Below are 19,994 nucleotides of genomic sequence, written 5' to 3' on the forward strand. Positions count from 1 at the left end.
AGCGGAAGGCAGGGAGCGTGGCCGGACCGACCACCGCCGAACGCGGTGTACGCCAGCAGGAGTCGTCCGGCCCGCCCCGCCCCACCCGGCCCCGACCACCACGGCTTCGTACGATCATCATCTTCACCGTCGCCCTGGCGCTGCTCGGCGCAGGCGGCGGCTGGGTGCTGTACGGCTCGCAGTGGCTGCGCCTGGAGCGCGTCTCCGTCTCCGGCACCTCGAAGCTCACCCCCGAGCAGGTGCGCGAGGCGGCCGACGCCCCCGTCGGCGCGCCGCTGGTCTCCGTCGACACCGAGGCGATGGAGAGCCGGCTGCGCCGGAAACTGCCCCGGATCGACTCGATCGACGTGGTGCGTTCCTGGCCGCACGGAATCAGCCTGAAAGTGACCGAGCGGACGCCGGTTCTCCTCGTCGAAAAGGGCGGAAAGTTCGTGGAGGTGGACGAGGAAGGTGTCCGTTTCGCCACGGTTTCCTATGCCAGAAAAGGCGTACCCCTCCTGGAATTGACGGTTTCCCGGTCCCGTTCGGCCGCGGCCAGTCTGCGGCGCTTCGGCGAGCCGCGGCTGGTGCGCGAGGCGGTGCGGGTGGCCGGTGCCCTGCCGAAGGAGGTCGCGCACCGGACCCGGGTCGTCAAGGTCCGTACCTACGACGACATCTCGCTGGAGTTGAGCGGCGGCCGGACCGTGGCCTGGGGGAGTGGCGAGAAGGGAGCCGCGAAGGCCCGTACGCTCACCGCACTGCTGAAAGCGGCTCCGCGCGCACGGCACTTCGACGTGAGCGTCCCCACCGCCCCTGCGTCAGCCGGGAGTTGACGCACATCAGCGCAGGCCAGCACCCTGGTTGGGCACTGCTACGGCTGATCACATAGGGTGAAAAGAAAAACGGGAGGTTCGGCGTGTTCGTTGAACGTGCGCCACTTGTCGACTTAGTGTCCTGTTCAGAAGACTCCAGAGAACAGACACACTGGTAACCCTAAACTTCAACGTTAGGGTTCGGGTCGGCGCTACGGACCGTCCCAATCGGCATCTGTCGTCGGACCACGGGTTCACCCCCGTGAGGCGGCGGCAACGTAATTCGAGGCGAGAGGCCTTCGACGTGGCAGCACCGCAGAACTACCTCGCAGTCATCAAGGTCATCGGTGTCGGCGGCGGTGGTGTCAATGCCATCAACCGGATGATCGAGGTCGGTCTCAAGGGCGTCGAGTTCATCGCCATCAACACCGACGCACAGGCGCTGTTGATGAGCGACGCCGACGTCAAGCTCGACGTCGGCCGCGAACTCACCCGCGGACTCGGCGCCGGAGCCAACCCGGCCGTCGGCCGCAAGGCCGCCGAGGACCACCGCGAGGAGATCGAGGAGGTCCTCAAGGGGGCCGACATGGTCTTCGTGACGGCCGGTGAAGGCGGCGGCACCGGCACCGGCGGCGCGCCCGTCGTGGCCAACATCGCGCGCTCGCTGGGCGCCCTCACCATCGGCGTGGTCACGCGCCCGTTCACCTTCGAGGGACGGCGCCGCGCGAACCAGGCCGAGGACGGCATCGCCGAGCTCCGTGAAGAGGTCGACACCCTCATCGTCATCCCGAACGACCGGCTGCTGTCCATCTCGGACCGCCAGGTCTCGGTCCTCGACGCCTTCAAGTCGGCGGACCAGGTCCTGCTCTCCGGTGTTCAGGGCATCACCGACCTCATCACCACCCCCGGTCTGATCAACCTGGACTTCGCCGATGTGAAGTCGGTCATGTCCGAGGCCGGTTCGGCCCTCATGGGCATCGGCTCGGCCCGCGGCGACGACCGCGCGGTCGCCGCCGCCGAGATGGCGATCTCCTCGCCGCTGCTGGAGGCGTCCATCGACGGCGCCCGGGGCGTCCTGCTCTCCATCTCCGGCGGCTCCGACCTCGGCCTGTTCGAGATCAACGAGGCCGCCCAGCTGGTCAGCGAGGCCGCCCACCCCGAGGCCAACATCATCTTCGGCGCGGTCATCGACGACGCCCTCGGCGACGAGGTGCGGGTCACCGTGATCGCGGCCGGCTTCGACGGCGGCCAGCCGCCGGCCCGCCGGGACAACGTCCTCGGCTCGACCTCCTCCTCCGCCGCTCCCGCCCCGGCCCGCCGCGAGGAGCCCGCTCCGCCGGTACGCCAGCCGGAGAGCCGTCCGTCCTTCGGCTCGCTCGGCAGCGTCACGCCGAAGGAGGAGCCGGAGCCCGCGCCCGAGCCGGTGGCCGACATCCCGGTCGCCCCGCCGGTCCCGCCGTCGCGGAGCTACACGGACAGCGCGGCCGAGGAACTGGACGTCCCGGACTTCCTGAAGTGATAGGACGGCGCGAGAGCGTGAGCGGCGCGCACTTCGCCTTCACCGACCGGTGGGGCGGGGTGAGCGCCGCTCCGTATGCGGAGCTGAACCTCGGCGGCGCGGTCGGCGACGACCCCGGCGCCGTGCGGACCAACCGGGAACTGGCGGCCAAGTCGCTCGGTCTCGACCCGGACCGGGTGGTCTGGATGAACCAGGTGCACGGCGACGACGTGGCGGTGGTCGACGGACCCTGGGGCGCCGACGCCGAGATCCCCTCGGTGGACGCGCTGGTCACGGCCCGTCCCGGTCTCGCCCTCGCCGTCCTCACCGCCGACTGCACGCCGGTGCTGCTCGCCGACCCGGTCGCCGGCGTCGTGGCCGCCGCCCACGCGGGCCGGCCCGGCATGGTCGCCGGGGTCGTCCCGGCCGCCGTACGGGCCATGACCGAACTCGGCGCCGAACCCTCCCGGATCGTCGCCCGCACCGGACCCGCCGTCTGCGGCCGGTGCTACGAGGTGCCGGAGCACATGCGCGCCGAGGTGGCCGCCGTCGAGCCGGCGGCGCACGCGGAGACGAGCTGGGGCACGCCGGCGGTCGATGTGACCGCCGGGGTGCACGCGCAGCTCGAACGGCTCGGGGTGCACGACCGGGCGCAGTCGCCGGTGTGCACGCGGGAGTCGCAGGACCACTTCTCGTACCGCCGCGACCGCACCACCGGGCGGCTCGCCGGCTATGTCTGGCTGGACTGATGGGGCATGACGGACCGTAAGGGCGAACTCGCCGTAAATCTGGCACGGGTCGAGGAGCGGATCGCCGCGGCCTGCGCGGCGGCCGGGCGCAAGCGCGAAGAGGTGACCCTGATCGTGGTCACCAAGACCTACCCCGCGAGCGATGTGCGGATCCTGTCGGAACTCGGTGTGCGCCATGTCGCCGAGAACCGCGACCAGGACGCCGCACCCAAGGCCGCGGAATGCTCGGATCTGCCGCTTTCCTGGCACTTCGTCGGGCAGCTCCAGACCAACAAGGTCCGCTCCGTGGTCGGTTACGCGGATCTGGTGCAGTCCGTCGACCGCGCCAAGCTGGTGACGGCTCTCTCCCGGGAGGCGGTGCGGGCCGAACGCGAGATCGGCTGCCTGCTCCAGGTCGCGTTCGACGCGGGGGCGAGCGGCCGGGGCGAGCGGGGCGGCGTGGCGCCCGAGGCGATCGAGGAACTGGCCGGTCTGGTCGCCGGGTCCCCCGGGCTGCGGCTCGGCGGGCTGATGACGGTCGCGCCGCTGACCGGGGAATACGCCGGGCGCCAACAGGCCGCGTTCGAGCGGTTGATGGATTTGTCGACCTCGCTGCGCCGAGTCCATCCGGCTGCGAACATGGTCTCCGCAGGGATGAGCGCGGACCTCGAACAGGCCGTGGCCGCCGGAGCGACACATGTACGCGTCGGCAGCGCGGTACTCGGAGTCCGCTCCAGGCTCGGGTAACGTCGCCAGGAAGTCGGACCACAGCAGAAAATATGGTCATTACCGTCGAAGGGCGGGCTTAACGACCTCGTGGATCGCGGGCACTTGGCAGTCGTCAGCCGATCCACCACAGAGCGGAGGACTCAGAGCATGGCCGGCGCGATGCGCAAGATGGCGGTCTACCTCGGCCTCGTGGAGGACGATGGGTACGACGGCCGGGGATTCGACCCCGACGACGACTTCGAGCCCGAGCTGGACCCGGAGCCGGAGCGGGATCACCGACGGCATGAACCGTCCCACCAGTCACATGGTTCGCATCAGCCCCAAAGGGACGAATCGGTCAGAGTGGTGCATCCTCCGGCTCCCCGTGAGCCGGTCGCCCATTCCGCTTCGCTACCCGCGGAATCCGGCCGCCCGGCGCGCATCGCGCCCGTGGCGTCCATCACACAAGAACGCGCAAGTCTGGAGAAGAACGCACCGGTGATCATGCCCAAGGTTGTGTCGGAGCGGGAGCCTTACCGGATCACCACGCTTCACCCGCGGACCTACAACGAAGCCCGTACCATCGGGGAACACTTCCGTGAGGGCACCCCGGTGATCATGAATCTGACTGAGATGGATGACACAGACGCGAAGCGACTTGTCGACTTTGCGGCCGGTTTGGTGTTTGGTCTTCACGGCAGCATCGAGCGGGTGACGCAGAAGGTGTTCCTGTTGTCGCCTGCTAACGTCGATGTCACGGCGGAGGACAAGGCCCGTATCGCAGAGGGCGGGTTCTTCAACCAGAGCTGAGACGCACGACCGGAATTCGCGGTACAAAGCAGTACCTACGCAGCACGGAAACAGGGGAGAGGGAAGCACGGGTCATGAGCGTGGTCCTGGATGTCATCTACATCGCGCTGATGTGCTTCCTCATCGTGCTCATCTTCCGGTTGGTCATGGACTACGTCTTCCAGTTCGCCCGCTCGTGGCAACCCGGCAAGGCGATGGTGGTCGTTCTGGAGGCCACCTACACTGTCACTGATCCACCGCTCAAGCTTCTGCGGCGGTTCATTCCGCCGCTGCGTCTCGGGGGCGTGGCGCTCGACCTGTCCTTCTTCGTACTGATGATCATCGTCTACATCCTGATCTCGATCGTGAGCCGGCTGTGAGCGATGTGACCTACCGTCTTGCCGAATGCCGACGACTACGTTGAGGTGAAGAGATGCCGTTGACCCCCGAGGACGTGCGGAACAAGCAGTTCACGACCGTCCGCCTCCGAGAAGGCTATGACGAGGACGAGGTCGATGCCTTCCTCGACGAGGTCGAAGCCGAGCTGACCCGTCTGCTCCGCGAGAACGAGGACCTGCGCGCCAAGCTGGCCGCGGCGACCCGTGCCGCTGCCCAGAACCAGCAGAACATGCGCAAGCCGCAGGAGCAGCAGGACCAGCAGCAGCCGCAGCAGGGTATGCCCCAGCAGGGTATGCCCCAGCAAGGTATGCCGCAGCAGGGAATGCCGCAGCAGGGTATGCGAGGACCCGGCGCACCGGTACCCGCCGGGATATCGGGCCCGCCGCAGCAGCAGATGGGTGGCCCCATGGGTGGCCCGCCCCAGCTGCCGAGCGGTGCTCCTCAGCTGCCCGCCGGCCCCGGCGGCCAGGGTCCGCAGGGTCCCGGCCCGATGGGTCAGGGTCCCATGGGTCAGGGTCCGATGGGCCAGGGCCCGATGCAGGGACAGATGGGTCAGGGTCCGATGGGCGGCCCCATGGGCGGTCCGATGGGCGGTCCCGGTCAGGGCCCCGGTGGCGACAGCGCCGCCCGTGTCCTGTCGCTGGCCCAGCAGACCGCCGACCAGGCGATCGCCGAGGCCCGTTCCGAGGCCAACAAGATCGTCGGCGAGGCGCGTTCGCGGGCCGAGGGTCTGGAGCGCGACGCCCGTGCCAAGGCCGACGCCCTGGAGCGGGACGCGCAGGAGAAGCACCGTGTCGCGATGGGCTCGCTGGAGTCCGCCCGCGCCACGCTGGAGCGCAAGGTCGAGGACCTGCGCGGCTTCGAGCGCGAGTACCGCACGCGACTGAAGTCGTACCTGGAGTCGCAGCTGCGTCAGCTGGAGACCCAGGCCGACGACTCGCTCGCCCCGCCGCGTACTCCGGCCACCGCGTCCCTCCCGCCGTCCCCGTCGCCGTCCATGGCTCCGGCCGGCGCGAGTGCCCCGTCCTACGGCGGCAACCAGACGATGGGTGGCGCTCCGAGCCCGTCCGCTCCGTCCTACGGCGGCCAGCAGCAGATGTCCCCGGCGATGACCCAGCCGATGGCTCCGGTCCGGCCGCAGGGTCCCTCGCCGATGGGCCAGGCTCCCTCGCCGATGCGCGGCTTCCTCATCGACGAGGACGACAACTGACGGTTCCCAGTACGGCGTAGACGTCGGCAGCGTTCAGGGCGGGGCCCCGGATTTCCGATCCGGGGCCCCGCCCTTTCGGCGTCCTCGCCGCCCGCGGCGAAATCGGTTGGGACGTGCGGGGCCGCGGGAGGTAGGGTGCTCGCGGCGCCGGGACGCGTAGCGCAGGGGTTGTCGCGTCTCGATGGCATCGAGGAGGACGCCGGTTCGAATCCGGCCCGTCCCGGCGTCCTCGTCGCCCTTCCGTGACCTGTGACGACGTGACGCCGAAGGCCCGGCCCCTCGGGGGGACCGGGCCTTCGGTGTGTCCGCCGGCGCTCGGTGCGCCGGCGTGTGCCCTACGCCTTGCGCAGGCGGAACGTCAGGGACAGGCCCTCGTCGGTGAACGGCTCGCCGTACCCGGCGTCCGCCTCGCCCTGGGCGAAGTCCGTGGCCAGCACCTCGTCGGCGATCAGCGCGGAGTGCCCGGACAGGGCGTCGATCACCGCCGGGTCCGTGGCCGTCCAGCGCAGCGCGATCCGGTCGGCGACGTCCAGGCCGCTGTTCTTGCGGGCCTCCTGGATCAGCCGGATCGCGTCCCGGGCGAGGCCCGCCCGGCGCAGCTCCTCGGTGATCTCCAGGTCCAGGGCGACCGTGGCACCCGCGTCGGACGCCACCGACCAGCCCTCACGGGGCGTCTCGGTGATGATCACCTCGTCGGGGGCCAGGCTGATCTTCTCGCCGTCGACCTCCACCGAGGCCGTGCCCTCGCGCAGCGCCAGCGACAGCGCGGCCGCGTCGGCGTTCGCGACGGCCTTGGCGACGTCCTGGACGCGCTTGCCGAACCGCTTGCCCAGGGCGCGGAAGTTGGCCTTCGCCGTGGTGTCGACCAGGGAACCGCCGACCTCGGAGAGCGACGCCAGCGACTCGACGTTCAGCTCCTCGGTGATCTGGGCGTGCAGCTCGCGGTCCAGCGTCTCGAAGCCGGTGGCCGCGATCAGCGCGCGCCTGAGCGGCTGGCGGGTCTTCACGCCCGACTCCGCGCGGGTGGCCCGGCCGAGCTCCACCAGGCGGCGCACCAGCACCATCTGGCGCGACAGCTCCGGGTCGATCGCGTCGAGGTCCGCCTCCGGCCAGGACGCCAGGTGCACCGACTCCGGCGCGCCCGGGTCGACCGGGACGATCAGGTCCTGCCAGACCCGCTCGGTGATGAACGGGGTCAGCGGGGCCATCAGCTTGGTGACCGTCTCGACCACCTCGTGCAGGGTGCGCAGCGCGGCCTTGTCGCCCTGCCAGAAGCGGCGGCGCGAGCGGCGGACGTACCAGTTGGAAAGGTCGTCGACGAACGCGGACAGCAGCTTGCCGGCGCGCTGGGTGTCGTACGCCTCCAGCGACTGGGTCACCTGGTCGGTGAGCGCGTGCAGTTCGGACAGCAGCCAGCGGTCCAGCACCGGGCGGTCGGCCGGGGCCGGGTCGGCCTCGGACGGCGCCCAGCCCGACGTACGGGCGTACAGGGCCTGGAAGGCGACCGTGTTCCAGTAGGTGAGGAGCGTCTTGCGGACGACCTCCTGGATGGTGCCGTGGCCGACGCGGCGGGCCGCCCACGGGGAGCCGCCGGCCGCCATGAACCAGCGCACCGCGTCCGCCCCGTGCTGATCCATCAGCGGGATCGGCTGGAGGATGTTGCCCAGGTGCTTGGACATCTTCCGGCCGTCCTCGGCGAGGATGTGGCCGAGGCAGACGACGTTCTCGTACGACGACTTGTCGAAGACGAGGGTGCCGACGGCCATCAGCGTGTAGAACCAGCCGCGGGTCTGGTCGATGGCCTCGGAGATGAACTGCGCCGGGTAGCGGGACTCGAACAGTTCCTTGTTCTTGTACGGGTAGCCCCACTGCGCGAACGGCATCGAACCCGAGTCGTACCAGGCGTCGATGACCTCCGGCACGCGCACCGCTTCGAGGGAGCAGCCCTCGTGGGAGCAGGTGAAGGTGACGTCGTCGATGAACGGGCGGTGCGGGTCGAGGGCCGACTGGTCGGTGCCGGTCAGCTCGGCCAGCTCCGCGCGGGAGCCGACGCAGGTGAGGTGGTCCTCCGCGCAGCGCCAGATCGGCAGCGGGGTGCCCCAGTAGCGGTTGCGGGACAGCGCCCAGTCGATGTTGTTGTTCAGCCAGTCGCCGAAGCGGCCGTGCTTGACCGTGTCCGGGAACCAGTTGGTCTTCTCGTTCTCCTGGAGGAGACGGTCCTTGACGGCGGTGGTGCGGATGTACCAGGACGGCTGCGCGTAGTACAGCAGCGCGGTGTGGCAGCGCCAGCAGTGCGGGTAGCTGTGCTCGTACGGCAGGTGCTTGAAGAGCAGGCCGCGCGCGCCGAGGTCCTCGGTGAGCTTCTCGTCGGCCTTCTTGAAGAAGACGCCGCCGACCAGCGGGACGTCCTCCTCGAAGGTGCCGTCCGGGCGGACCGGGTTGACCACCGGCAGGCCGTAGGAACGGCAGACCTTGAGGTCGTCCTCACCGAAGGCGGGGGACTGGTGGACCAGACCCGTGCCGTCCTCGGTGGTGACGTACTCGGCGTTGACCACGAAGTGGGCCTCGGCGGGGAACTCGACCAGCTCGAAGGGGCGCTGGTAGGTCCAGCGCTCCATCTCGGCGCCGGTGAAGGACTGGCCGGTGGCCTCCCAGCCCTCGCCGAGCGCCTTGGCGAGCAGCGGCTCGGCGACGACCAGCTTCTCCTCGCCGTTCGTCGCGACGACGTAGGTCACCTCGGGGTGCGCGGCGACCGCGGTGTTGGAGACCAGGGTCCAGGGCGTGGTCGTCCACACCACGAGCGCGGCCTCGCCGGCCAGCGGGCCGGAGGTCAGCGGGAAGCGGACGTAGACCGACGGGTCGACGACCGTCTCGTAGCCCTGTGCCAGCTCGTGGTCGGACAGGCCGGTGCCGCAGCGGGGACACCACGGGGCGACGCGGTGGTCCTGGACGAGCAGGCCCTTGTCGAAGATCTGCTTCAGCGACCACCAGACCGACTCGATGTACTCGGGGTCCATCGTGCGGTAGGCGTCGTCGAGGTCGACCCAGTAGCCCATGCGGGTCGTCAGCTCGGCGAAGGCGTCGGTGTGGCGGGTCACGGACTCGCGGCACCTGGCGTTGAACTCGGCGATGCCGTACGCCTCGATGTCCTGCTTGCCGCTGAAGCCCAGCTCCTTCTCGACCGCCAGCTCCACCGGCAGGCCGTGGCAGTCCCAGCCCGCCTTGCGGGCCACGTGGTAGCCGCGCATGGTGCGGAAGCGGGGGAAGACGTCCTTGAAGACGCGCGCCTCGATGTGATGGGCACCGGGCATGCCGTTGGCGGTGGGCGGGCCCTCGTAGAACACCCATTCGGGGCGGCCCTGGGACTGCTCCAGGCTCTTGGCAAAGATCTTCTGCTCGCGCCAGAAGTCGAGCACGGCGTGCTCAAGGGCGGGCAGGTCGACCTGGGCGGGCACCTGGCGGTACGTCGTCATCGATCTTCCTCCGGCGGACTTGCTGCCTTCCGTCGGAGGGACGAGAGCTGCGTCTGCCTTGCGCCGCCTTCGGCGCGCTCCCGCGGTACCACCCTCCTTGGCTCTCCGACGCAGGTCGTGCCTCGGCGAGCCCCCTCATTGGGGTCGCGATGCCGGGTCTACTCGCCGCGGCTCGCTGGCTGCGGCTTTCTTCCGGCGGCTCCGGGGTGATCTTCACGTCGCGCTCGCCCCCGGGCTCCCACCGTCCCCGGGTCGCTCTGGGCTGCGTACGCCGCTACTCGTCCCCATCCACGCTTTTCGCTCCGCCCAGTGTACGGCGCCGCACGGACAGCGGCCGACCGGTTTGCGGGGCCGGGGCGGGCCCGGTGCGCGCTGACCCGAATGGCCAGGTGGGCGGGTGCGGGATCCGGGGATGTCCGGCTCGGCGGATTACCGGGCGGGGAGCTGGGCACAACGCATGCATGCCGGTCGCGCGGGGGGTGCGGGGCGGGCGAATCGGGCGGCGTGCCCCGTTGCCGCGGGACTCAAGTCGATTTATCGTCCCAGCACGATTCGCGCGCAAGATCACAATATGTGAAGGGGCCGCGGCATGGTGGCGAAGAAGACCGCCGTACAGCAGTCGGCGTCCGGCAGGTCCACAGACGCCTCCGGCGGTGCGGCCAAGGGTGTGAGCGGCACCGGGAGCACCCGGGGAGCGGCGACGAAACGCGTGGTGAAGACCGTGCGGGCGGCTCCCGAGGAGGAGCCCGCGAGAAAGCGCGCGCCCGCGAGGAAGCCGGCCGACGGCGAGACGGTGGCCGGCGGCGGGTCCGCCGCCGTGCGCAAGACCGCCGTACGGAAGACCGCCGTACGCAAGACCGCCGAACGGAAGACCTCGGTGAAGAGGGCCGACGCCGTCGAGGATGCCGACGCGGTCGAGAAGGCCGAGAAGGCACAGAAGGCTGACGCGGTCAAGGAGACCCACGCCAAGACGCCCGCCAGGAAGGCGCCAGCCAAGAAGGCCGCGGCGAAGAAGGCGGCGTCCGCGAAGGCCGAGGGAGCGGCGGCGAAGAAGGCGTCCTCCGGCAAGGCGGCGCGGGCGTCCGAGGCCGGGGACGGCGCCGAGGGCGGTGCCGCGGGTGCGGAAGGTGCCGGGAAGGGCACGGCCGGGAAGAGAGCTGCCAGGACGGCGGGTGCGGCGCGGGCCGCTGAGCAGACGGGAGCCACGACGGTGGTTGCGAAGAAGACTTCTGGAACGGCCCCGGCGGCCCAGACCGCCGTACCCAAGGCACGCGCCGGCGCGGTGGAGCCCGGCGAGCTCGCGGTCCGCCCCGGCGAGGAGCCCTGGACCTCGGACGAGGTCGAGGAGGCCCGCACGGAGCTGACGGGCGAGATGGAGCGGCTGAGCGCCGAGATCGCCTCCTCGGAGGCGTCCCTGGTCGGTCTGATGCGGGACTCCGGGGACGGCGCGGGCCACGACGAGGCGGACACCGGCAGCAAGAACATCACCCGCGAGCACGAGCTGGCGCTGGCCGCCAACGCGCGCGAGATGCTGCTCCAGACCGAGCACGCCCTGCAACGCCTGGACGCGGGCACCTACGGCCTGTGCGAGAACTGCGGCAACCCCATCGGCAAGGCGCGGATGCAGGCCTTCCCGCGGGCCACGCTGTGCGTGGAGTGCAAGCAGAAGCAGGAACGCCGGTACTGATGGCCGCCTGAGGCGTGTCGTACCCTCGTCGTCAGTCAGGTACCTAGGTTGAGGGACTCACGTGGCAGAGGCGGAGCGCATCATCGGTACGCCGGACAACCCGGACGCGGCGCGGGCCGAGGAGCCGGAGCGGCCCGGCGGCGGGACGGACGACGGCGTCGCCGGCGACGGCGGCTCCGAGCCGGGCGCCGCCCCCGCGCCCTCCCGCGGCAGGCGGCGGATCGCCGTGCTGTTCGCGGTGGCGACCTTCGCCTACGTCCTGGACCTGGTCAGCAAGATCATCGTGGTCGAGAAGCTGGAGCACCAGGAGCCGATCGAGATCATCGGGGACTGGCTGCGGTTCGAGGCGATCCGCAACGCGGGCGCGGCCTTCGGCTTCGGCGAGGCCTTCACCGTGATCTTCACGGTGATCGCCGCCGCCGTGATCGTGGTGATCGCCCGGCTGGCCCGCAAGCTGTACAGCCTGCCCTGGGCGATCGCGCTCGGCCTGCTGCTGGGTGGCGCGCTCGGCAACCTCACCGACCGGATCTTCCGCTCGCCGGGCGTCTTCGAGGGCGCGGTGGTGGACTTCATCGCTCCCAAGCACTTCGCGGTCTTCAACCTCGCCGACTCGGCGATCGTGTGCGGCGGCATCCTGATCGTGCTGCTCTCCTTCCGCGGCCTGGACCCGGACGGGACGGTCCACAAGGACTGAACGCGTGTGCAGGGTCGTCCGACCCGTCCGGCATACTCGACGGGTGAGCACGCTTCCCGAGATCCGTACCCTGCCCGTGCCCGACGGCCTGGAGGGCGAGCGCGTCGACGCCGCCATCTCCCGCATGTTCGGCTTCTCCCGTACGAAGGCCGCCGAGCTGGCCGCGGCGGGCAAGGTGCTGGTCGACGGCACGGTGGTCGGCAAGTCCGAGCGGGTGAGCGGCGGCGCCTGGCTGGAGGTCGAGATGCCGCAGGCCGCCGCGCCGGTGCAGGTGGTGGCCGAGCCGGTCGAGGGCATGGAGATCGTGCACGACGACGACGACGTGGTCGTCATCGTCAAGCCGGTCGGCGTGGCCGCCCATCCCAGCCCCGGCTGGACCGGTCCGACGGTCATCGGCGGGCTCGCCGCGGCCGGGTACCGGATCTCCACCTCCGGCGCCGCCGAGCGCCAGGGCATCGTGCACCGCCTGGACGTCGGCACCTCCGGCCTGATGGTGGTCGCGAAGTCCGAGTACGCGTACACCTCGCTGAAGCGCCAGTTCAAGGAGCGCACGGTCGACAAGCGCTACCACACCCTGGTCCAGGGCCACCCGGACCCGACCAGCGGCACCATCGACGCGCCGATCGGCCGCCACCCGCAGCACGACTACAAGTGGGCGGTCACCGCCGAGGGCAAGCCCTCGGTCACGCACTACGACCTCATCGAGGCCTTCCGCGCCGCCTCCCTGCTCGATGTGAAGCTGGAGACCGGACGCACCCACCAGATCCGCGTCCACATGGCCGCCCACCGCCACCCCTGCGTCGGCGACCTGACGTACGGAGCCGACCCGACGCTCGCCAAGCGGCTGCGGCTGACCCGGCAGTGGCTGCACGCCGTGCGGCTGGGCTTCGAGCACCCGGGCAGCGGCGACTGGGTCGAGTTCGCGTGCGACTACCCCGAGGACCTCCAGCGGGCGCTGGAGCAGGTCCGGGAGGAGACGTACGGATGACCTCGCCGTCGTACACGGTCCGGGTCGCGGAGGAGTCCGGCGACCGTGAGGCGTGCTTCGCGGTGCGCAAGGAGGTCTTCGTCGCCGAGCAGGGCGTGCCGGAGGACCTGGAGTACGACGCGTACGACGCCACCGCGCTGCATGTGCTCGCCGTCCGTGCGGACGGGGTGCCGCTCGGCACCGGGCGGCTGCTGTACGGCGCGGGCGCCGCGGAGCGGACCGGGGGCGATCTGGGGCTCGGCTCGCTGGGGCGGCTGGCGGTCACCCGCGAGGCGCGCGGACTGGGCGTCGGCGTGGCGCTGGTGCGGGCCATCGAGGACGCGGCCCGCGCGCGTGGTCTGACGGCGGTGGACCTGCACGCGCAGACGCACGCGCTGGGGTTCTACGAGCGGCTGGGCTACACGGCGTACGGACCGGAGTACCTGGAGGCGGGCATCCCGCACCAGGCGATGCGCCGCGCGCTGTAGCGCGGCACGCGGCCGGACGGCACCGGGCCGGATGGCACGGGCTCGGACGTGGCGGTGGCGCGGCCGGGGTGAAACGGCGGGCGCGTGGCAGGCTGGAGGCGGGGAGTCTTGATCGCCTAGACCAGTCGGAGCGCTGAGCGTGGATCAGTTGGCCCTGTTGTTCGTGCTGTTGCTCGGGGCCGTGGTGAGTGTCCCGGTCGGGGACCGGCTGGGACTGCCGGCGCCGGTGCTGATGACGCTGCTCGGCATCGTGCTGGCGCTGCTGGAGTTCGTTCCGAACGTCGACATCCCGCCGGATCTGATCCTGCCGCTGCTGCTGCCCCCGCTGCTCTACGCGGCCGTACGGCGCACCTCGTGGCGGCAGTTCGCGGCGAACAAGCGGCCGATCTTCCTGCTCGCGGTGGCGCTGGTGTTCGTCACCACGTTCTGTGTGGCCGTGGTCGCCCACACCATCGTGCCGGGCCTGCCGATCGCCGCCGCCGTGGCGCTCGGCGCGCTGGTGGCGCCGCCCGATCCGGTCGCCGCGACCGCCGTCGCCGGACAGCTGGGACTGCCCCGCCGGCTGGTGTCCATCCTGGAGGGCGAGGGGCTGTTCAACGACGTGACGGCCATCGTGCTCTACCACGTGGCGATCGCCGCCGCGGTCAGCGGCACCTTCTCGCCCTGGCAGGCCGGGTTCGACCTGGTGCTGTCCGCCGTGGTCGCCGTCGCCGTGGGCCTGGCGCTCGGCTGGGGCGCCAACAAGCTGATGGACCTGCTCGGGGACGCCACCCTCCAGATCGGCCTCACCCTGCTGGTGCCGTACGCGTCGTACGTGCTGGCCGAGGAGCTGCACGGCTCCGGAGTGCTGGCGGTGCTCACCGCCGCGATGTTCCTCGCCGAGTACGCCACCGACGCCGACGACGTGATGACCCGGCTCGCCGGGCACACCTTCTGGGACGTCGTCGACACCCTGGTCACCGGGGTCGCCTTCGGGCTGATCGGCCTGGAGCTGCACAACGCGATCCGGACGGCCTCCGGGCGCTGGGGGGAGATGCTGGGCTGGGCGGCCGCGGTCGCCGGGGTCGTGGTCCTCGTACGGCTGCTGTGGCTGCTGCCGGCGACCTGGCTGACCCAGCGGCTGCACGCGCGGCGGGACTACGACGAGGAGATCCCGACCAGCTGGCGGGAGACCGTCGTCATGTGGTGGTCCGGGATGCGGGGCGTGGCGTCGGTGGCGCTGGCCCTGGCCGTACCGCTGGAGACCGACGACGGCTCGGCCTTCCCCGACCGCGACGAGATCATCTTCATCGCCTTCGGTGTGATCATGACCACACTGGTGCTCCAGGGGCTGACCCTGCCCCGGCTCGTGAAGTGGCTCGGGGTGCGCGCGGACACCGAGGAGGAGCAGCGGTTCGAGCGGACGCTGGCGACGCGGGCGGCGAAGGCGGCCCGGCGGCGGCTGCGGGAGATCGAGGAGGTCGAGGAGCTGCCCGAGGAACTGTCCGAGCGGATGCTCCGGCGGGCCTACGAGATCGGCGTGCGGATCAGCCCGGAGCTGGGCGAGGAGGAGCGCATGCAGGCGCACGCCAAGCGGGTGGAGCGGCTGAAGCGGCTGCGCCGTATCGAGGCGGAGATGCTGAGCGCCGCCCGCCACGAGGTGCTGGCGGCGCGCAGCGAGCCGGGAGCGGACCCCGAGGTGGTGGACCGGGTGCTGCGGCACCTGGACGTGCGCAGCCTGCGCTGAGCCCGGGCCCGGCTCGCCTGCCCTACCCCCGTTCCGCCCTCGGCGTCTGTATCGCGCGGCGGGACGAGGAGCCGTCCGGGGAGGTGCGCTGGCGGGGCGGGAAGCCCGGCGGCAGCAGCGCGTCGGCGGTGTTGACCCGCGGCAGCGCGTACGGGTGCTCCCGGACCAGCCAGGCGATCATCCGCTCGCGGACGCTCACCCGGACCGTCCAGACGTCGTCCGCGTCCTTCGCGGTCATCAGCGCCCGCACCTCCATGGTGCTCGGGCCGGTGTCGGTGACGGACAGGTCGTAGGCGCGGCCGTCCCACGCCGGGCACTCGCGCAGGATGTCGCGCAGCTTCTCGCGCATCTCCTCCACCGGGGCGGAGTGGTCGAGGTGCCAGAAGACGATTCCGGTCATCTGCGGGGTGCCGCGCGACCAGTTCTCGAAGGGCTTGGACGTGAAGTACGACACCGGCATGGTGATCCGGCGCTCGTCCCAGGTCCGCACCGTGAGGTAGGTCAGCGTGATCTCCTCGACGGTGCCCCACTCGCCGTCCACGACGACCGTGTCGCCGATGCGCACCATGTCGCCGAAGGCGATCTGGAACCCGGCGAACATATTGCTCAGCGTCGACTGTGCCGCGACACCGGCGACGATGCCGAGGATTCCGGCCGAGGCCAGCAGGGAGGCGCCCGCCGCGCGGAACGCGGGGAAGGTCAGCAGCATCGCCGCCACCGCCACCACGCCGACGACCGCCGCGACCACCCGCATGATCAGCGTCACCTGGGTGCGCACCCGGCGGACCCGCGCGGGGTCGCGCTGGGCACGGGAGTGGGCGTAGCGGGTGTAGGACGTCTCGACGACCGCCGCCGCGATCCGGATCACCAGCCAGGCGGCCGAGCCGATCAGCACCACGGTCAGGGCGTGGCCGATGCCGGTCCGGTGGTTCTGGAACAGCTGTGCCTCGTGGTACGAGCCTCTCAGCAGGGCCGCGCACAGCACGAGCTGGTAGGGGATGCGTCCGCGGCGCAGCAGCCCCCACAGCGGGGTGTCGCCCTGCCGTCCGTCGGCCCTGCGCAGCAGCAGGTCGGTGGCCCAGCCGATCACCACGGTGAGCAGGACCGAGCCGCCGACCACGATCAGTGGGCGGAGTATGTTCTCCATGCCCTCGAACGTAACCGGCCTCGGCCGGGCCTGAACATGTGTATTCGCCACGCTGCTGGGTACGGCCCCGGACCTGCGGTGTCACGGCCGGCTGGCACCATGGCCCCATGAACATCATGCTCTTTCACTCGGCCTACGGACTCAGGCCCGCGGTGCGCGCCGCGGCGGACCGGCTGCGCGCGGCGGGGCACGAGGTGTGGACGCCGGATCTCTTCGAGGGGCGCACGTTCGACACGGTCGAGGAGGGCATGGCCGCCAAGGACGGGATCGGCAAGGACGAGCTGCTGAAGCGGGCCGTCCTGGCCGCCGCGCCCTACTCGGCGCGCGGCCTGGTGTACGCCGGGTTCTCGTTCGGCGCCTCCGTCGCGCAGACCCTGGCGCTGGGTGACGAGAAGGCGCGCGGGCTGCTGCTCCTGCACGGCACCTCGGACCTCGCGCCGAACGCGTCGGTGGACGAGCTGCCGGTGCAGCTGCATGTCGCCGAGCCGGACCCGTTCGAGACGGAGGACTGGCTCGGCTCCTGGTACCTCCAGATGCGCCGGGCGGGCGCCGACGTGGAGGTCTACCGGTACGCCGGGGCCGGTCATCTGTACACCGACCCCGAACTGCCGGACTTCGACGCGGAGGCGGCCGAGGCCACCTGGCGGGTGGCACTCGGCTTCCTGGACTCCCTGTAGACGCTCGGGCCCGGCCGGCTCAGCCCGCCGCGCGGTAGGCGGCCCAGCTCTGCTGCATGCGGGTCACCTGGCCGGAGGTGAACTGGTACATGCAGGCGTCGTACGTGTAGTCCATGAAGTTGTGGATGGGGTCGGCGCCCGCCTTGCGGGCGCAGGTGTCCCGGCCCTCGGGGCACTCGTAGGCCGGGCTCTTCTCGGCCGGGGTGTCCTCGACGTAGTCGCCGTTGCCGTTGCAGCCGCCCTGGAAGGTGTGGTAGAGCCCCAGCCAGTGGCCGACCTCGTGGGTGCCGGTGTCGCCCTCGTCGTAGTTCTCGGCCGAGCCGCCGGGCAGCGAGGCGTCCAGCAGGACCACGCCGTCCATGGACGGGCTGGACCTGTAGGAGCTGGGGAAGGTCGCCCAGCCGAGCAGGCCGTCGCCGATGTTGGCGGTGTAGATGTTGAGCGCGCCCGCGCCGCCCTTGCGCAGGGCCGACTTCATCGCCTTCTCCTCGGCCGAGCCGGAGGCGACGTTGTACCAGGCGGCGTTGTCCGTGTAGTCGGTGCCGGCCAGTGCGAACTGGAAGCCTGAGTCGACGTTGCCGGTGCCCTGGCCGCCGAACGCCGCGTTCAGCACGCTCATCTGGGCGCTGATGTCCGCCGAGCTGAGCTGTCCGGCCGCGCCGTCGTGCACGACGTGGAAGTAGACCGGGACGGTGGTCGTGGCGGCGGCCGTCAGAGTGCGGCCGTTCGCGGGCAGCTTGTCGAGCCGCTTGCGCAGATCGGCGTCCATCGCCTGGGCCTTGGCGGCGCTCACCTCGTTGGGCTCGGCGGCGTGTTCGCCGGCCCCGGGGCGGGCCTCTCGGGCGGTGGCGTGGGTGTGCTCGGTGGTGTCCTCGACGCACTCGGCGGTGGGGGTGCCGGCGGCGGCGACGCCGGTGGGCGCCGACAGAGGGCTGAGCATCAGGGTTCCGGCCACGACGGCGGTGGCGAGAACACGTCTGCGCGTCGAGGGGGATATCCGGGCAAGCGCACGCATGCTGGCTCCTAGCGGATGCGGTGGGGAGTGGGGCGCAGGGGTCTTCCTGGCCGCCGCCCGGAGATTACGTGGACATGCCCAGACGGGAAGAGCAGTGATCAAGCCCAATCAAATTCCGGGCGAATGGGGAAAATTGGGGAACTTGATTGATGTCTTGTCCGAAGTGCGAGATCCCGGCGTAACGAGCGCCGTCACCAGGGCGGGTGGTGTGTCCGGTTTCGGCCACGACACGCACCACCCGCCGTAGCGATGTGCGGAGCGATGTGATCTCGCCTTAACGACGCGTCGAAGGGCCGCAGATGGCCGAAAATCGCTCCTCGGTCACAGCGGTCACACCGGGTCGTAGGCGCGCTCGACCTTCTGGGTGCCGCTGCGGGTCCGGTACGACCGCGCCCAGGCCGAGGTCGCGTCCGCCTTGGTGCGGTCCGACAGGACGTAGTAGTCCATCTGCGCGCGCTCGGCGGTGAGGTCGAGGACGCCGTAGCCGTGCCGGTCGGTGTCGACCCAGTGGACGTGCCGGTTGGCGGCGCGGATGACCGGGGCGGCCACCGCCGAGACGGTGCCTTCCGGGACCTTCACCAGGTCGTCGAGGTTGTCGGAGCTGACCGAGGTGACCACGAACTCCGTCGCGGCCGAGGCGGACAGCGGATACGTTCCCGCGTTCACCGGCACGTCGTTGGCCCACGCCATGTGGATGTCACCGGTCAGGAAGACGGTGTTGCGGATGGCGTTGGCGCGCAGATGCGCCAGCAGTTCCCGCCGGTCGTCGGTGTAGCCGTCCCACTGGTCCGGGTTGATCGCGAGCCCCTCCTGCGGCAGCCCCAGCAGCTTCGCCAGCGGCTTGAGCAGCTCGGCGGAGAGCGAGCCGATCGCGAACGGCGCGATCATCACCGGGTTGCCGACCAGCCGCCAGGTGGTGTCCGAGGCGGCCAGCCCGGCCTTCAGCCAGTCCAGCTGGGCCCGCCCGGTGAGGCTGCGCTCCGGGTCGTCGACCTCGCCGTCGCCGAGGGAGACCTGCTGCGAGCGGAACGAGCGAAGATCGAGCAGGGAGAGATCGGCCAGCTTGCCGAAGCGCAGCCGCCGGTAGGTCGTGCCGGCGATCGCCGGGCGGACCGGCATCCACTCGAAGTAGGCCTGCTTGGCGGCGGTCTGCCGCGCGGCCCAGGCGCCCTCGGTGCCCTCGGTGTGGTTCTCGGCGCCGCCGGACCAGGCGTCGTTGGCCATCTCGTGGTCGTCCCAGATGGCGACGACCGGGGCGGCGGCGTGCAGGGCCTGGAGGTCCGGGTCGGTCTTGTAACGGCCGTGCCGTACGCGGTAGTCGGCGAGGGTCAGGATCTCGTGCGCCGGGGCGTGCGGGCGGACGACCGTGCCGCGCGTGCCGTACTGGCCGGTGCCGTACTCGTAGATGTAGTCGCCGAGGTGCAGCCAGGCGTCCAGGTCGCCGCGGGTCGCGAGGTGGCGGTAGGCCGAGAAGTGCCCGGCCTCCCAGTTGGCGCACGAGACCACGCCGAAGCGGAGGCCCGCGACCGCGGCGTCGGCGGCCGGAGTGGTGCGGGTGCGGGCGGCGGGGGAGTCGGTGCCGCCGGCCGAGAAGCGGAACCAGTAGTCGGTGGCGGGCGCGAGGCCGCGGACGTCGGCCTTGACGGTGTGGTCGGAGGCGGCGGTCGCGGTGACGGACCCCTTGGCGACGACGTTCGTGAACGCCTTGTCCAGGGCGACGGTCCACTCGACCTCCAGGTCCGGGCCGAGCCCGGAGCCGGGAACGGCCTCCGGAGTGGGCGTCACCCGGGTCCAGAGCAATATGCCGTCGGGGAGCGGGTCGCCGGAGGCGACACCGTGCAGGAAGGCGGGGGCCTCGGCGGCCTGCGCCGGGAGCGCCGCGGCGAGCGGGGCGGCGAGAACGGCCCCGGCCGCGGCGACCTTGACGACCGTACGACGGCTCGGCGCGGGCGAGACGGGGCTGATGTGGGATCTGATACGACTGGTCACGGCCGATC

Annotated in this window: 17 protein-coding genes and 1 tRNA gene; 14 read left to right on the forward strand and 4 right to left on the reverse strand. The window is 71.1% G+C overall.

The features are described from left to right. Positions 1-17 precede the first annotated feature (17 nt). The 8 genes from ABT232_RS13980 to ABT232_RS14015 all read left to right on the forward strand — a co-directional run bounded on the left by ABT232_RS13980 (position 18) and on the right by ABT232_RS14015 (position 6,346). Positions 18-812 (forward strand): cell division protein FtsQ/DivIB, encoded by a 795-nt coding sequence (locus tag ABT232_RS13980; protein WP_351839927.1) that lies wholly within the window; start codon positions 18-20, stop codon positions 810-812. A gap of 283 nt (positions 813-1,095) precedes the next feature. Further along, positions 1,096-2,310 (forward strand): cell division protein FtsZ, encoded by a 1,215-nt coding sequence (gene ftsZ / locus ABT232_RS13985; protein ID WP_351839929.1) that lies wholly within the window; start codon positions 1,096-1,098, stop codon positions 2,308-2,310. Continuing rightward, positions 2,307-3,038 (forward strand): peptidoglycan editing factor PgeF, encoded by a 732-nt coding sequence (pgeF, locus tag ABT232_RS13990; protein ID WP_351839931.1) that lies wholly within the window; start codon positions 2,307-2,309, stop codon positions 3,036-3,038. The genes ftsZ and pgeF overlap by 4 nt, the downstream gene beginning before the upstream one ends. Before the next feature lie 6 nt (positions 3,039-3,044). Continuing rightward, on the forward strand, positions 3,045-3,764 hold the full coding sequence (locus ABT232_RS13995) for a YggS family pyridoxal phosphate-dependent enzyme (RefSeq protein ID WP_351839933.1): 720 nt from the start codon (positions 3,045-3,047) through the stop codon (positions 3,762-3,764). A 129-nt stretch (positions 3,765-3,893) separates the two neighbouring features. Continuing rightward, positions 3,894-4,535, forward strand: coding sequence for a cell division protein SepF (locus ABT232_RS14000; RefSeq protein ID WP_351839935.1), 642 nt, complete (start codon positions 3,894-3,896; stop codon positions 4,533-4,535). Between the two features lie 74 nt (positions 4,536-4,609). Next, positions 4,610-4,894, forward strand: coding sequence for a YggT family protein (locus ABT232_RS14005; RefSeq protein ID WP_016435858.1), 285 nt, complete (start codon positions 4,610-4,612; stop codon positions 4,892-4,894). 53 nt (positions 4,895-4,947) lie between these two features. Continuing rightward, on the forward strand, positions 4,948-6,123 hold the full coding sequence (locus tag ABT232_RS14010) for a DivIVA domain-containing protein (RefSeq protein WP_351839937.1): 1,176 nt from the start codon (positions 4,948-4,950) through the stop codon (positions 6,121-6,123). A gap of 149 nt (positions 6,124-6,272) precedes the next feature. Then, positions 6,273-6,346 (forward strand) — tRNA-Ala (locus ABT232_RS14015). Between the two features lie 112 nt (positions 6,347-6,458). Here ABT232_RS14015 and ileS read toward each other — a convergent pair. After that, positions 6,459-9,596 carry an isoleucine--tRNA ligase gene (gene ileS, locus ABT232_RS14020; RefSeq protein WP_351839939.1) on the reverse strand — a complete coding sequence of 1,046 codons (3,138 nt, stop codon included), beginning with the start codon at positions 9,594-9,596 and terminating at the stop codon, positions 6,459-6,461. 589 nt (positions 9,597-10,185) lie between these two features. Between ileS and ABT232_RS14025 the strand changes: the two genes are divergently transcribed. From ABT232_RS14025 to ABT232_RS14045, 5 genes are all read left to right on the forward strand, one after another. After that, positions 10,186-11,283: a TraR/DksA family transcriptional regulator gene (locus tag ABT232_RS14025; RefSeq protein WP_351839941.1), complete on the forward strand. Its 1,098-nt coding sequence runs from the start codon at positions 10,186-10,188 to the stop codon at positions 11,281-11,283. A 61-nt stretch (positions 11,284-11,344) separates the two neighbouring features. After that, positions 11,345-11,977, forward strand: a complete 633-nt coding sequence (gene lspA / locus ABT232_RS14030) for a signal peptidase II (RefSeq protein WP_351839943.1) — start codon at positions 11,345-11,347, stop codon at positions 11,975-11,977. A gap of 43 nt (positions 11,978-12,020) precedes the next feature. Continuing rightward, positions 12,021-12,965 carry an RluA family pseudouridine synthase gene (locus ABT232_RS14035; RefSeq protein WP_351839945.1) on the forward strand — a complete coding sequence of 315 codons (945 nt, stop codon included), beginning with the start codon at positions 12,021-12,023 and terminating at the stop codon, positions 12,963-12,965. Continuing rightward, positions 12,962-13,432 (forward strand): GNAT family N-acetyltransferase, encoded by a 471-nt coding sequence (locus ABT232_RS14040; RefSeq protein ID WP_351839947.1) that lies wholly within the window; start codon positions 12,962-12,964, stop codon positions 13,430-13,432. The genes ABT232_RS14035 and ABT232_RS14040 overlap by 4 nt, the downstream gene beginning before the upstream one ends. A gap of 139 nt (positions 13,433-13,571) precedes the next feature. Continuing rightward, entirely contained in the window at positions 13,572-15,158 is a 1,587-nt protein-coding gene (locus ABT232_RS14045; RefSeq protein WP_351839949.1) for a Na+/H+ antiporter, read from the forward strand. Positions 15,159-15,180: 22 nt separating this feature from the next. On the opposite strand, the gene ABT232_RS14050 is transcribed toward ABT232_RS14045, so the two are convergent. Further along, positions 15,181-16,305 (reverse strand): mechanosensitive ion channel family protein, encoded by a 1,125-nt coding sequence (locus ABT232_RS14050; protein ID WP_351839951.1) that lies wholly within the window; start codon positions 16,303-16,305, stop codon positions 15,181-15,183. 107 nt (positions 16,306-16,412) lie between these two features. On the opposite strand from ABT232_RS14050, the gene ABT232_RS14055 reads away from it, so the two are divergent. After that, positions 16,413-16,982: a dienelactone hydrolase family protein gene (locus ABT232_RS14055; protein WP_351839953.1), complete on the forward strand. Its 570-nt coding sequence runs from the start codon at positions 16,413-16,415 to the stop codon at positions 16,980-16,982. A gap of 19 nt (positions 16,983-17,001) precedes the next feature. Here the strand turns inward: ABT232_RS14055 and ABT232_RS14060 are convergent, their stop codons facing one another. Then, a complete protein-coding gene (locus ABT232_RS14060; RefSeq protein ID WP_351839955.1) occupies positions 17,002-17,997 on the reverse strand; it encodes a zinc metalloprotease in 996 nt (331 codons plus the stop codon). Positions 17,998-18,327: 330 nt separating this feature from the next. Further along, a complete protein-coding gene (locus ABT232_RS14065) occupies positions 18,328-19,986 on the reverse strand; it encodes an alkaline phosphatase D family protein (RefSeq protein WP_351839957.1) in 1,659 nt (552 codons plus the stop codon). Positions 19,987-19,994 lie beyond the last annotated feature (8 nt).

Origin of the sequence: Streptomyces sp. NPDC001532, assembly GCF_040298625.1 — a bacterium.
Lineage (GTDB): Bacteria > Actinomycetota > Actinomycetes > Streptomycetales > Streptomycetaceae > Streptomyces.